Annotated in this window: 10 protein-coding genes; all 10 read left to right on the top strand. The window is 54.4% G+C overall.

The genetic code is table 11. From position 1 onward, the window contains the following. Nucleotides 1–53: 53 nt before the first annotated feature. The 10 genes from rseP (at nucleotide 54) to AB1S56_RS13745 (ending at nucleotide 13,747) form a co-directional block, all read left to right on the top strand. A complete protein-coding gene (gene rseP, locus AB1S56_RS13790) occupies nucleotides 54–1,328 on the top strand; it encodes an RIP metalloprotease RseP (protein WP_340868692.1) in 1,275 nt (424 codons plus the stop codon). 10 nt (nucleotides 1,329–1,338) lie between these two features. After that, nucleotides 1,339–2,787, top strand: coding sequence for a proline--tRNA ligase (proS, locus tag AB1S56_RS13785; RefSeq protein ID WP_340868693.1), 1,449 nt, complete (start codon nucleotides 1,339–1,341; stop codon nucleotides 2,785–2,787). 34 nt (nucleotides 2,788–2,821) lie between these two features. Beyond that, nucleotides 2,822–7,138, top strand: coding sequence for a PolC-type DNA polymerase III (locus tag AB1S56_RS13780; protein ID WP_340868694.1), 4,317 nt, complete (start codon nucleotides 2,822–2,824; stop codon nucleotides 7,136–7,138). A gap of 210 nt (nucleotides 7,139–7,348) precedes the next feature. Beyond that, on the top strand, nucleotides 7,349–7,810 hold the full coding sequence (rimP, locus tag AB1S56_RS13775; protein ID WP_340868695.1) for a ribosome maturation factor RimP: 462 nt from the start codon (nucleotides 7,349–7,351) through the stop codon (nucleotides 7,808–7,810). 37 nt (nucleotides 7,811–7,847) lie between these two features. Further along, on the top strand, nucleotides 7,848–8,945 hold the full coding sequence (nusA, locus tag AB1S56_RS13770; RefSeq protein ID WP_340868697.1) for a transcription termination factor NusA: 1,098 nt from the start codon (nucleotides 7,848–7,850) through the stop codon (nucleotides 8,943–8,945). Nucleotides 8,946–8,982: 37 nt separating this feature from the next. After that, on the top strand, nucleotides 8,983–9,294 hold the full coding sequence (locus AB1S56_RS13765) for a YlxR family protein (protein ID WP_340868699.1): 312 nt from the start codon (nucleotides 8,983–8,985) through the stop codon (nucleotides 9,292–9,294). Beyond that, nucleotides 9,284–9,643, top strand: coding sequence for a ribosomal L7Ae/L30e/S12e/Gadd45 family protein (locus tag AB1S56_RS13760; protein ID WP_340868701.1), 360 nt, complete (start codon nucleotides 9,284–9,286; stop codon nucleotides 9,641–9,643). Before AB1S56_RS13765 ends, AB1S56_RS13760 begins: the two co-directional genes overlap by 11 nt. Next, nucleotides 9,612–12,395: a translation initiation factor IF-2 gene (gene infB / locus AB1S56_RS13755; protein ID WP_340868702.1), complete on the top strand. Its 2,784-nt coding sequence runs from the start codon at nucleotides 9,612–9,614 to the stop codon at nucleotides 12,393–12,395. Before AB1S56_RS13760 ends, infB begins: the two co-directional genes overlap by 32 nt. A 6-nt stretch (nucleotides 12,396–12,401) precedes the next feature. Beyond that, on the top strand, nucleotides 12,402–12,761 hold the full coding sequence (rbfA, locus tag AB1S56_RS13750) for a 30S ribosome-binding factor RbfA (RefSeq protein ID WP_340868703.1): 360 nt from the start codon (nucleotides 12,402–12,404) through the stop codon (nucleotides 12,759–12,761). Further along, complete coding sequence (locus AB1S56_RS13745; protein WP_340868704.1) at nucleotides 12,758–13,747, top strand: bifunctional oligoribonuclease/PAP phosphatase NrnA; 990 nt, start codon at nucleotides 12,758–12,760, stop codon at nucleotides 13,745–13,747. The genes rbfA and AB1S56_RS13745 overlap by 4 nt, the downstream gene beginning before the upstream one ends.

Genomic DNA, 13,747 nt, shown 5'->3' with positions numbered 1-13,747 from the left:
GAGAATAATGATAATCTATGTACAGGCCGTAACGAACAGGGGGCAACACTGCAATGGGAATGATTGGGGTCGTTTTGTCGACAGTGCTCGTGTTTTTCGTCATTGTCACCATTCATGAATGGGGGCATTATTTTTTCGCCAAACGCGCAGGCATCCTAGTGAGAGAGTTTGCGATCGGCTTTGGTCCGAAGCTGTTCTCCGTCAAACGAGGCGAAACCAGATATACGCTGAGGCTTATACCAGCCGGCGGCTTCGTCCGAATGGCGGGCGAGGATCCGGAGCTTGTAGAGGTTCAGCCGGGACAGACCGTTGCCGTTAAGCTGAAGGATAATCAAATTACACGTATTTACCTCGACAGGCTGGACGAGAGAACGGGTACCGTTCGCGGCGAGGTGGAGCGGGTTGATTTGGAGCGCGCGCTTTCCATGAACCTGCTGGTTGAGGGAGAATCCGAAAGCTTCTCGGTACACCCGCAGGCTCTTGTCGTTTCCAGAGGGAAGGATACGCAGATTGCGCCGATTGACAGACATTTCGGCAGCAAGCCTGTGCGCAAGCGGGCCATGGCGATCTTCGCCGGACCCATGATGAACTTTATTCTGGCGTTTGTCTTGTATGCTGTGTATGCCCAGATGGTGGGCATGCCGGTTGACAATCCGGATAAGCTCATTATTCGTTCGATCGAAAGCGGCATGCCCGCAGCAGGAGTGGATCTGCGCCAAGGCGACATCGTCGATACCGTAAACGGCGAGAAGATAGGTGCCGATCTCGGGAAGATGATTGATATCATCGGCAAGTCGCCCGGCGTGCCTGTTGAAATCAATGTGCTTCGGGATGGGGAGCCGCTCAGCTTCCAAATTACGCCTAGAGCGAATGAGGAAGGAGCAGGCAAGGTAGGCATCAGCGCTTCACCGCCTACACGCTCCGCGACCTTCGGAGAGACGATTGCTCGCGCTGCCGAGCTGATGAAGGTTAGCACGGAATTTATTTTTGAAAGCTTCAAAATGCTGATTACAGGCCAATTCCAGTTCGATGATCTGGGAGGTCCTGTGCGGACTGCGAATGTGACCGCCGAAATCGCGAAGAAGGGCATCGCGCAGCTCACTTCCTGGACGGCGCTGCTCAGCTTGTATTTGGGCATATTCAACCTGCTTCCAGTACCGGCGCTGGACGGAAGCCGCCTTATCTTCCTCGGCCTGGAGGCCGTAAGAAGAAAGCCGATTGATCCTAACAAAGAAAGCATGGTTCATTTTGTAGGCTTCGCGATGCTTATGCTGCTTATGGTCGCGGTCACCTATAACGATATTTTACGATTAGTTCGAGGGGAGTAGTCTGTCGCCCATGTCCAAGGAAAAAGGATTTGTTACTGAAATTACGCCGCAAAGCGAAGATTTCTCAAGATGGTATATCGATGTCATCAAAAAAGCGGAGCTTATGGATTATTCGCCAGTGCGTGGCTGCATCGTGTTCCGTCCGGAAGGCTATGAGCTGTGGGAAAATATTCAGCGAGATCTGGATCGCCGCTTCAAGGAGACAGGGCATCGCAACGCGTATTTCCCCCTCTTCATTCCGGAGAGCTTCTTCCAGAAGGAGAAGGAGCACGTTGAAGGCTTCAACCCCGAGCTGCCGTGGGTAACGGAGGCGGCAGGCGAGAAGCTGGAGGAGCGTCTGGCTATTCGCCCAACCTCCGAGACGATGATTGGACATATGTACGCGAAGTGGATTCAATCCTACCGCGATCTGCCCTTGCTCATTAACCAGTGGGCGAATGTTGTCCGCTGGGAGAAGCGGACGCTGCCGTTCCTTCGCACAAGCGAATTCCTGTGGCAGGAGGGCCATACCGCGCATGAAACCGAGGAGGAGGCCCGCCAGGAAACGATGCAAATGCTGGATGTATACACCAGCTTTGTCGAGGAGTTTCTAGCCATACCGGTTATCCGTGGTGAAAAAACGCCGTCCGAGCGCTTCGCCGGCGCCGTCGATACCTATTCCATCGAAGCGATGATGAAGGACGGACGAGCCGTTCAAGCGGGAACCTCTCATTATCTCGGCAATAAGTTCGCTGTTGCGTTCGATATTAAATATTTGGATCGCGAAAATACGCTGCAGTATGCCCATACCACCTCCTGGGGCGTCAGCACGCGGCTGATCGGCGCGCTTATTATGGTTCACGGCGATGACCGCGGCCTGGCGCTGCCTCCGAAGGTTGCACCTACACAAGTCATTATGATTCCAATCGGACCGCCAAAAACCCGAGAGCAGGTGGTGGGCAGAGTGGACGAGCTGTACGCGGAATTGAAAAAGGCCGGCGTACGGGTTAAGGTTGATGACCGTTCTGACGTTAGCCCTGGCTGGAAGTTCAACGAATATGAGATGCGCGGCGTTCCTCTTCGCCTGGAGCTTGGACCTCGTGATATGGACAATGGCGTTGTTGTATTGGTATCCCGCATTACCGGCGAGAAGCGAATTGTGAAGCAGGATAGCCTGGTGGCTGAGGTCGAGAAGATGCTGGAGGAGACGCAGCAGGAGATGTATGTCCGCGCCAAGTCCTTCCGCGAAGCCAATTCCAGGGCCGTCGACACGCTGGATGAGATGAAGGCTTTCCTGGAGGAGCAGCGCGGCTTTGTGGAAGCTGGCTGGTGTGGATCAGCAGCATGCGAGAAGCAAGTGAAAGAGGAGACGGGAGCAACGAGCCGCAACATTCCGTTCGAGCCCTCCGTCTCGAAGCCGTCCTGCCTAGTATGCGGCGACGAAGCCAAGCACACCGTCGTATTCGCGCGCGCCTATTAAGAACTGCTTTCGGTTCGGACAGGAGTTGACAGCAATGAGCCAAACCGGCGACAAGCGTCAGCGCTTCGAGCTGCTCCTGCAGCAAGCGGGGCTGCCGCATGAGCTTGTACAGACTTATTTTCAAGATGGATATATCGATCAAGTTATCGTCAGCAGCACAAACAGAGAATGGACGTTTTGCATCCGCAAAACGTCCATGGTTCCTTTACAAGCCTATAATGGGTTATGCCAGTCCGTGCGGAAGAAATTCGAGCATATTGCGGCGGCAGCCTTTGTATTCATATACGATCCCGTTGTCGAGACGGAAAATATCGTGCTCCAATATTGGCCGCTGTTCATGGAATGGGCGCAGCGTGAAATCGCGTCTGTCAACGGATGGCTGATGAAGGCCTCCATAGAAGCGCAGGGCGACCTGATTACTTTATCGCTTATGGATGCCACGGGTCTGGAGCTTGCGCGGAAGAAGCAGGTAGATGAGGCCATCTCAGCTTTCTACAAAACGAATTTCGACCGCGATTGCAAAGTGAAAATGATCGTAGGCGAAGCCCGGGCGGACATGTATGAGGAATTTCAGCAAAAAATTGTGTTAGAAGAGCGCAACGTCGTACAGCAGCTTATGGCCGACGCGCAGGTGGAATCAGCCTCCGCGGAGGAGGATGGCGAAGAAGCTGTTCGTCTGGCGGTAGGCTACGACATTCGCGAGGAAGCCGTTCCCCTGATGAGGATTCAGGACGAGGAGAAGAAGATTACGGTGCAGGGCGCCGTATTTGGTCTGGATGTGAAGGAGCTTCGCAACGGCAGCACGCTGTTTACGTTCAATGTAACGGATTTTACCGATTCCATTGCCATGAAGATGTTCGCCAAGACGAAGGAGGACGTCAAAATTTTGTCCCAGCTGGCGAACGGCAAATGGGTTAAGGCGCGCGGCCGTATCGAATATGACCGGTTTATGCAGGAGCCGGAGCTCGTCATGATGCCGAACGACCTGCATGAGATACAATCCCCGCCGGATCGGATGGATAAGGCCGAGGAGAAACGGGTGGAATTCCATCTGCATACAACAATGAGCACAATGGACGCGGTCGCGCCGATCGGCGAATATGTGAAGCTGGCCGCCAAGTGGGGACATAAGGCGATTGCCGTGACTGACCACAGCAATGTGCAATGTTATCCGGATGCCGTGAAGGCGGCCAAGAAGCATGGCATGAAGGTGCTGTTTGGTCTGGAAGCCAATGTGGTGAACGATGCCGTGCCGATGGTGCTTCACTCTCGCTCCGAGGTTATGGCGACAGCTACTTATATCGTCTTTGATATCGAGACGACAGGCCTGTCTGTCGTCAACAACAAAATTATCGAGCTTGCGGGCGTTAGAATGCGCGAAGGGAAAGAAGTGGATCGCTTCACGACATTCATTAACCCGCACGAAAAAATCCCTTACCATATTCAGCAGCTGACGAATATTAACGACGACATGGTAAAGGATGCGCCGGAGCTGGAGCCTAAGCTTCGCGAGTTCGTCGAGTTTATCGGCGACGATATTCTGGTTGCCCATAACGCGAGGTTTGATATAGGCTTTATTCAGGCCAATCTTAGGGGCATTGGCATGCCGGAGCTAACGAATCCGGTGCTTGATACGCTGGAGCTCGCTCGCTTTCTTCATCCCAACATGAAAAACCATAGACTGAACACGCTTGCTGACAAATACAAGGTCAGTCTCGAGAATCATCACCGTGCCATTGACGATTCCATTGCGCTGGGCGGCGTGCTGTTCGGCTTGATTGGAGACGCTGCGGAGCGCAACATTAAGGACCTGCACCAGCTGAACGATTACGTGGGGCTGGACCTGTCCAACCAGCGGCCGTTCCATTGCAATATTTATGCGCTTAACGCGGCTGGGAAGAAGAACTTATTTAAGCTTATCTCCTTATCACATACCGAATATTTTAAGAAGGTTGCCACCATTCCCAAAAGCAAGCTGGTGGAGCTTCGCGAGGGCCTGCTCGTTATATCGGGCTGCGAGAAAGGCGAGTTTTTTGAGACGGTGCTGAACAAATCGTACGAGGAAGCGAAGGAAGTCGCCGAATTCTACGACGTGCTGGAAATTCAGCCTATCGATTTCTACATGCATTTGGTGGAGAAGGGTCTTGTGGGCAGCCGAGCGGAGCTTGAGGACGCGATGAGACGCATATGCCAAATCGGAGACGAGCTTGGCAAGAAGGTCATCGCGACAGGCAACGTGCATTACTTGAATCCACGGGACAAAATGTACCGCGATATTACGATTCACGGCATCACCGGCTTCAGTCCGCTCAAAAACCAGCGCAAGCCCGATGCGCATTTCCGCACCACGGAGGAGATGCTGGAGGAGTTCCGATTCCTGGGAGACGCGCGGGCCCGAGAGGTGGTCGTCACGAACACATCGGAGCTGGCCGACCGCTTTGAAAGCTATGATATGTTCCCGAAGGAGCTGTTCACTCCCAACATTGAAGGAGCGGACGAGGAGATTCGGAACACCTGTTATGAAACGGCGAAGTCGATGTACGGGGAAGAGCTTCCTCAGGTGGTCATTGATCGGTTGGAGAAGGAGCTTGTACCGATTATCAAATACAAGTTCTCCGCCAACTATCTGATATCCGAGAAGCTGGTGAAGAAGTCGAATCGCGACGGCTACCTGGTAGGCTCCAGGGGCTCCGTCGGCTCGTCTGTCGTAGCGACATTCCTAGGCATTTCGGAGGTTAACCCGCTGCCAGCCCATTATTTGTGCCTCAACAAGGCATGCAGGCACAGCGAATGGTTCCTCGACGGCAGCGTGCCCAGCGGCTTCGATTTGCCCGCCAAGGATTGCCCGCAGTGCGGTAAGCCGATGAAGGGCGAAGGCCAGGATATACCGTTCGAGACGTTCCTGGGCTTCAAGGGCGACAAGGTTCCCGATATCGATCTGAATTTCTCGGGCGAATACCAGCCGATAGCCCATAACTTCACCAAGGAAATGTTCGGTGAGAAATGCGTATACCGCGCGGGCACGATCGGCACAGTAGCGGAGAAAACCGCGTATGGCTTCGCCAAAAAATATGAGGAAGAGCATCAAAAGAAATGGCGCCAGGCGGAGCTCCAGAGGCTGGCGAGCGGCTGTACCGGCGTAAAGCGCAGCACGGGCCAGCATCCCGGCGGCATCGTCGTGGTGCCGGATTACATTGAGGTGGAGGATGTCACGCCTGTACAGTATCCGGCGGACGATACGTCGGCGGAATGGAAGACAACGCATTTTGACTATCACGCCTTCGATGAAAATCTGCTGAAGCTCGATATTCTCGGCCATGACGATCCCACGATGATGCGCATGCTGCAGGATTTGACCGGCGTTGATCCCACGACCATTCCTATGAATGATCCCAAGGTCATGAGCATGTTCAATTCCACGGAAGCGCTTGGCGTCATGCCGGAGCAGATCCGGTCCTCCGTGGCAACCTACGGCGTGCCGGAGATGGGGACGAAGTTCGTGCGCCAGATGCTGCAGGAGACGCAGCCGTCCTCTTTCGCCGATCTGCTTCAAATCTCCGGTCTGTCGCATGGAACGGGCGTGTGGCTCGGGAATGCGCAGGAGCTTATCAAAAACGGGACGTGCAACATTAAAACCGTTATTGGCTGCCGCGACGACATTATGCTGTACCTCATCTACAAAGCGGGCATGGACGCCGGCCTCGCCTTCAAAATTACCGAAAGCGTGCGGAAGGGCAAGGGCCTCACGCCGGAGTGGATTGATGAGATGAAGCGCTGCAAGGTGCCGCAGTGGTATATTGACTCCTGCCTGCGCATTGAATACATGTTCCCGAAGGCGCACGCGGCCGCTTATGTTATATCCGCTGTGCGTACGGCGTTCTTCAAACTGTATTATCCGATTCAATATTACGCCACCTATTTCACCGTACGGGCTGACGATTTCGACCTGGAGCTGCTGTGCCAGGGCTACGACGCCATCTACCGGAAGCTGGTCGAGATTGAAGCCAAGGGCTTCAACGCGACGCCGAAGGAAAAAAACATGGTGTCGCAGCTGGAGATGTCGCTGGAGATGACGGCTCGCGGCTTCTCGTTTAAGCCCATTGATCTGTATCGCTCCGACGCCATCAAATTCCAGGTGGACGGCGATTCACTTATCCCGCCTTTTGCAGCCATCGCCGGCATCGGCGACAATGCGGCACGCAATATCGCGGCGGCGCGGAATGATGGAGAGTTTCTGTCGATCGAGGATTTCCAGATGAAGTCCAAGGCGACCAAAACGATTATCGAGGTGCTCGGAGGCATGGGCTGCTTCAGAGGCTTGCCGGAGTCGAACCAGCTATCGTTGTTTTGAGATTGAAACTAGAAATCATTTCTTGTCACGTACCGTGCAAGAGTATGATTGAAACTAGAAATCATTTCTTGTCACGTATAGGCGGTTATGTTATAATTTTTGTGGCAATGATGAGGATAGATTCTTGATGCAGAAGAGTGGGGAAACCCACTCTTTACGTTTTGTATTCGGCAATATCACATTGCAACCTATACGGGAGGTTTTTTCATTTTGAGCACATCCACTATCAAATCCGCTGTTGAGGCTATGATTCTGTCGTTCCTCAACGATAATGGCTTTGAGCTGGTCGACATTGAATATATCAAGGAAGGCAGCAACTGGTTTCTTCGCATTTTTGTAGATAAGGAAGGCGGCATCGATATCGACGAATGCGGGCGCATCAGCGAATATGTGAGCGAGCAGCTTGACAAAAACGATCCCATATCCGGCGCGTATTTTCTTGAAGTGTCGTCCCCAGGCGCGGAACGCCCCCTGAAGAAGCCGGAGGATGTCCGCAAGGCTGTCGGCAAATATGTTCTATTTACTACCTACGAGCCGGTGGACGGGGCTAAGGAATTCGAAGGCCATCTCGTGTCGTTCGACGGCGATACCGTTGTTGTGAAGACGGGCAAGAAGGAGCACAACATCCCTTACGCGAAGGTCGCAAGCGCCAGACTCGCCATTCAATTCTAATTATTGCTTCTATTATGAAAGGGGGACCATCGTTCCAATGAGTATGGATTTTATTGAAGCTCTGCAGGAAATCGAGAGAGAGAAAGGAATCGCCAAGGATGTGCTGCTCGAGGCGATTGAAGCCGCGCTTATTTCCAGCTACAAACGCAATTTCAACACAGCTCAGAACGTAAGGGTCGATATTAACCGCCATAACGGCGTTATTAAAGTATATGCCCGCAAAACCGTCGTGGACGAGGTGCTTGATCCTCGCCTTGAAATTTCGGTGGAGGCGTCTCGCGAGATCAACCCGCATTACCAGCTCGACGATGTGGCGGAGATTGAGGTTACGCCAAGAGATTTCGGACGTATCGCCGCTCAGACGGCCAAGCAGGTCGTGACGCAGCGAATTCGCGAAGCGGAGCGCGGACTTATCTATAACGCCTTTATCGACAAGGAAGAGGATATCGTCAACGGTATTGTGCAGCGCCAGGATGTGCGCAATCTATTTGTTGATCTGGGCAAGGTGGAGGCGGTGCTTCCGCTGACGGAGCTTATGCCGACGGATAAATTCAAGCATGGCGATCGCGTCAAATCCTTTATAACAAAGGTTGAGAACACGACTAAGGGACCTCAAATCATCATGTCCAGAACTCATCCTGGTCTTCTGAAGCGTCTGTTCGAGCTTGAGGTGCCCGAGATTTATGACGGCGTCGTCGAGATTCGTTCTGTTGCACGCGAAGCGGGCTTCCGCTCCAAGATTGCCGTGCATTCCCGCAATGACGAGGTGGATCCGGTAGGCTCCTGCGTTGGTCAGAAGGGTCTGCGCGTACAGACAATCGTGAACGAGCTGAAAGGCGAGAAGATCGATATCGTCCGCTGGTCCGAGAGTGTGGAGGAGTACGTGGCGAACGCGCTCAGCCCATCCAAGGTGCTGGAGGTTATCGTCTTCGAGCAGGAGAAGATGGCGCGAGTGATCGTGCCGGATTATCAGCTCTCTCTGGCGATCGGCATCAAGGGTCAGAATGCAAGACTGGCCGCTAAGCTAACAGGCTGGAAAATCGATATTAAGAGCGAGACGCAGGCGGAGCAGGAATATGGCCGGCCGAAGTCTAATGCGGGAACGATGCACCAGGATTCCGTATCTATCGACTAAACGGCCTATCGCTCGTACAGGAAGGGGAGGGTGAACGGTGAGACCGAGGAAGATACCGCTTCGCAAATGCGTCGCATGTCAAGAAATGATGCCGAAGAAGGAGCTTATTCGGATCGTTCGCACACCGGACGGCGAGGTCGGAATTGATCTAACCGGCAAAAAAGCCGGGCGCGGCGCTTATTTGTGCGGCAAGGTAAGCTGCTTCAAGCTTGCGAAGAAGACGAAGGCGCTGGACCGGGCTTTGAAGCTGCCCGTTGGCGAACATATATACGATCAATTGGAGAAAGACTTTATTGCGGTGGAGGATGCGTTCATCGCGGCCAAGGAGCTGACGGCGGATGACGAATAAGCCTGATAAGGCGTTGTCTTCGCTTGGCATGGCTATGCGCGCCGGCAAGCTGATTACGGGCGATGAGATCGTGCTGAAGGCGGTCAGGGCGGGCAAAGCCCGGCTGGTGATCGTCGCAGGCGACGCGTCTGACAACACCAAGAAGAAGTTCCGAGATAAATGCGGCACCTACGGAATACAACTCGCCGAGGCATATGATCGAGAGCAGCTGGGAAAGGCGATAGGGAAATCTGAACGCGTCGTGCTGGCGGTTACCGATATGCAATTCGGAAAAATGATTGGAAGTCATCTGAGCCAAAATACGGAGGTGGATCCTATTGAGCAACAAACAGGACAGCAAGGACAATAAAGATAAGCTTCGGGTATATGAATACGCGAAGTCTCTTAATATGAGCAGCAAAGAAATTATTACGATTCTTAAACGGTTGAACCTGCCCGTTAACAACCACATGAGCGTCATGGAGAACGAAATGGTGCACAAGGTGGAGGGCTTCTTCCGTGATATCAAGAGCAATGCCGCCGCAAAGCGAGCGCAAGAAGGCGGACCAGCGGTTGCCGCAGCCACAGCCCCGAATCGGCCGAGGCCGAGCCAGGGCGGAGAACAGGCTGCCAGACCAACATCACAAGACAGACAGGGGACAATGAACTCTATTAATACGAAAACTCAACCAACAGGCGAACAACGTGAACAGAGACCACAGCAAGGCGGCCAAGGCGGACAACGACCTTCAGGCCAAGGACAACAGCAAGGCCAAGGACGTCCATCCGGCGGCGGACAAGGCTATCAAGGCAATCGACAAGGCGGCCAGGGCTATCAAGGTAATCGCCAGGGCGGCGGCCAAGGCGGTCAAGGCGGCCAAGGCCAGGGCGGACGCCCATCCGGCAGCGGTCAAGGCTATCAAGGCAACCGCCAAGGCGGCGGCCAAGGAGGCCAGGGCGGACAAGGCCAAGGCGGTCGTCCATCCGGCGGAGGCCAGGGCGGCGGATTTAACCGTCCATCCGGCGGCCAAGGCCAAGGTCAAGGCCAGGGCTACCAAGGCAACCGTCAAGGCGGTCAGGGAGGTCAAGGCGGTCAAGGCGGCGGCAATCGCTCCTTCGGCCAAGGCGGAGGCGCAGGCGCTTCTTCCGGCAATCGTCCGGCAGCGGCGCCGCAAGGCCAGAGCAGAAGCTTCGACGCCGGCGGCAACAGAGGCCAGCAAGGCCGCAGCGGCGGAAGCTATGAGGATCGCAAAAAAGGCGCGAATCAGAAGCGTTTCGAAGATGGGCGCGGCGGCTTCAAATCGAACGGCAGAGGCGGTAAAAACCGCGGCAAAGGCAATCAACAGCCGCCGCGCGAGAAAATCGACAACACGCCGAAGAAAATTATCGTTCGCGGCACATTAACGGTAGGCGACTTAGCGAAGCTTCTCCACAAGGATGCTTCCGAGGTTATTAAGAAGCTTCTATTCCTTGGTGTGATGGCGACGATTAACCAAGAAATCGACATGGATGCCATTCTTCTGATCGCGGGCGAATATGGCGTTGAGGTCGAGGTGAAAATTCCGGTTGAGGAAGACACCTTCGAGACAGTGGAAGAGGTTGACGATGAAGCGGATCTGAAGTCTCGTCCGCCAGTCGTGACCATTATGGGCCACGTCGACCACGGCAAGACGACATTGCTGGACGCCATCCGCAAAACAAACGTGACAGGCGGCGAAGCAGGCGGCATTACGCAGCACATCGGCGCTTACCAGGTCGAAATCAACGGCAAAAAAATTACGTTCCTCGATACGCCGGGCCACGAAGCGTTTACGCTTATGCGCGCGCGGGGTGCTCAGGTGACGGATATTACGATTATCGTTGTTGCAGCGGATGACGGCATCATGCCTCAGACGGTGGAGGCGATCAACCATGCCAAAGCGGCAGGCGTTCCAATCATCGTTGCTGTCAACAAGATCGATAAGCCGGAAGCGAACGCGGACAAAATCAAGCAGGAAATGACGGAATACGAGCTAGTTCCGGAAGAGTGGGGCGGCGATACGATCTTCGTGGAAGTATCCGCGAAGCAGCGCATCAACCTGGAAGGCTTGCTGGAAATGATCCTGCTTGTGGCGGAAGTGAACGAGTTCAAAGCGAACCCGAACAAACGCGCCAGAGCAACGGTTATCGAGGCGGAGCTGGACAAAGGCAAAGGTCCTGTGGCGCGTATTCTCGTGCAGCACGGCACCTTGAAAATCGGCGACGCGTTTGTTGCGGGCAACTGCTTCGGCCGCGTGAGAGCGATGGTCAATGACCGCGGACGCAGATTGAAGGAAGCTGGTCCATCGACTCCTGTGGAAATAACAGGCTTGACGGAGGTGCCGCTGGCCGGCGATCCGTTTATGGTATTCGAGGATGAGCGCAAGGCTCGCGCAATCGCCGATCGCCGCGCGATCAAGCATCGCCAGTCGGAGATGGGCGCCAATACGCGCGTTACGCTCGACGATCTGTACAGCCACATCAAGGACGGCGAAATCAAGGATCTGCATGTCATTATTAAAGCGGACGTGCAAGGCTCCGCGGAGGCTCTCAAGGGCTCTCTGGCGAAGATCGATATCGAAGGCGTACGCGTGAAGATCATTCACACCGGCGTCGGCGCGATTACGGAATCTGATGTTATTCTGGCTTCCGCCTCCAATGCGATTGTTATCGGCTTCAACGTTCGCCCTGATCCGCAGGCGGAAGCGACTATCGCCCAGGAGAAGGTTGACGTGCGTATGCACCGGGTTATCTACAACGTCATCGACGAGATCGAGCAAGCGATGAAGGGCATGCTGGATCCGATCTACAAGGAAGTTGTCATCGGCCATGCCGAGGTGCGCAACGTCTTCAAGGTAACCAAGGTCGGCGCGATTGCCGGGTCCATGGTTGTCGACGGCAAGATTGTCCGCAACGCAGAAGCAAGAGTCATCCGCGACGGCATCGTGGTCTACACGGGCAAGGTGGATTCCCTCAAGCGGTTCAAGGACGATGCCAAGGAAGTGGCGCAAGGCTACGAATGCGGTATAACGCTTGAGCGCTTTAGCGATATTAAAGAGGGAGACATGATTGAAGCGTTCATCATGGAAACGGTAGAGAGGTGATCATGCATGGCTAAGATACGCGTCGGAAGGGTCAGCGAGCAGATCAAGAAGGAGCTGAGCCAGATTATCCAGCAGGAGCTGAAGGATCCCCGTATCGGGTTCATTACAGTGACCGGCGTGGAAACGACCAGCGACTTATCCCAGGCCCGTGTTTATCTGAGCGTGCTCGGCAGCGACGAGCAGAAGGAAGAGACGCTGAAGGCGCTGGCCAAAGCGAACGGCTTCCTCCGTTCCGAGCTTGGCAAGCGGATGAAGCTGCGCCATACTCCCGAGCTGCAGTTCAAGTTCGACAGCAGCATCGAATACGGCAGCCGGATCGAATCGCTGCTTGGCGAAATTAACAACGGAAACGATGCGCGGTCATGAGCGATCAACAAGAGTACATGATTGCATTGGACGAAGCATTGGCCTTCATGAAGGCCAATGCTTCCTTCCTTGTCGTATCCCATGTTCAGCCTGACGGAGACGCTATAAGCTCTACAGTTGTCATAAGCTGGCTGCTGGAGCGTCTGGGCAAGAGAGCTGTGCTCATTAATGAAAGCGAGCTCCCGTCCAGACTTCAATATTTGGTTCACTTTGATCGAATTCACTCCTATAAGAGGCAGAGGCCGGAGGCGTCGTTCGATGCGGTTATTGCGGTGGATTGCGCCGATAACCGGCGCATCGGGGAAGTCTCTTTGATGTTTCCGGAAGGCATTCCCCTTCTGAACATCGATCATCACCCCACCAATAACCGGTTCGGCACAGTGAATGTCATCCGTCCGAATGCTGCGGCTACTGTCGAAATGCTGTATGATCTTATTGAACGCGCCGGTCTCGAGCCGGATTTGGATTGCGCAGTGGCCATTTATACGGGTCTACTTACCGATACGGGAGGGTTCCGGTATTCCAATACCACTCCCCGCGTCATGGAGATAGCGGCCAAGCTGCTTGCTGCAGGCGTGTCCGGCAGCGAGCTGGCGGATCAATTGCTGGAGAAGATGACGGCGGCGAAGCTGAAGCTGCTTCAAACGTCGCTTGCGAGACTGACGTTCAGCGACGATCTGAAGATCGGCTGGCTGTATATCGGCAAGGATGATCTGAAGGCGTGCGGCGCTGTTCCCGAGGATTTGGAGGGCATCGTCAATTATGCGCTTAACGTTGATGGAGTTGAGGTTGGCATCCTGTTCAAGGAAACGTCAGACGGCGGCGTGAAGGCAAGCCTGCGTTCCGCAGGCAAGGCGGATGTCGCAGAGATCGCTCAGAGCTTCGGCGGGGGCGGACATGTTCGCGCGTCTGGCTGCCGTCTGGAGGGCGATTTGGGGGAAGCGATAAAGCGCGTGGTAGAAGAGGTTAGAAAGGCGTTGGTATAA

Source organism: Paenibacillus sp. PL2-23 (assembly GCF_040834005.1).
In the GTDB taxonomy this organism is placed as follows: Bacteria; Bacillota; Bacilli; order Paenibacillales; family Paenibacillaceae; genus Pristimantibacillus.
The sequence above is the reverse complement of the archived record's forward strand: the minus strand, read 5'-3'. Positions and strand labels throughout refer to the sequence as shown.

Coding starts and splice junctions, on each gene's coding strand:
- rseP (WP_340868692.1), top strand. CDS start 54: ATGGGAATGATTGGGGTCGTTTTGTCGACAGTGCTCGTGTTTTTCGTC.
- proS (WP_340868693.1), top strand. CDS start 1,339: ATGTCCAAGGAAAAAGGATTTGTTACTGAAATTACGCCGCAAAGCGAA.
- AB1S56_RS13780 (WP_340868694.1), top strand. CDS start 2,822: ATGAGCCAAACCGGCGACAAGCGTCAGCGCTTCGAGCTGCTCCTGCAG.
- nusA (WP_340868697.1), top strand. CDS start 7,848: ATGAGTATGGATTTTATTGAAGCTCTGCAGGAAATCGAGAGAGAGAAA.
- AB1S56_RS13760 (WP_340868701.1), top strand. CDS start 9,284: ATGACGAATAAGCCTGATAAGGCGTTGTCTTCGCTTGGCATGGCTATG.
- rbfA (WP_340868703.1), top strand. CDS start 12,402: ATGGCTAAGATACGCGTCGGAAGGGTCAGCGAGCAGATCAAGAAGGAG.
- AB1S56_RS13745 (WP_340868704.1), top strand. CDS start 12,758: ATGAGCGATCAACAAGAGTACATGATTGCATTGGACGAAGCATTGGCC.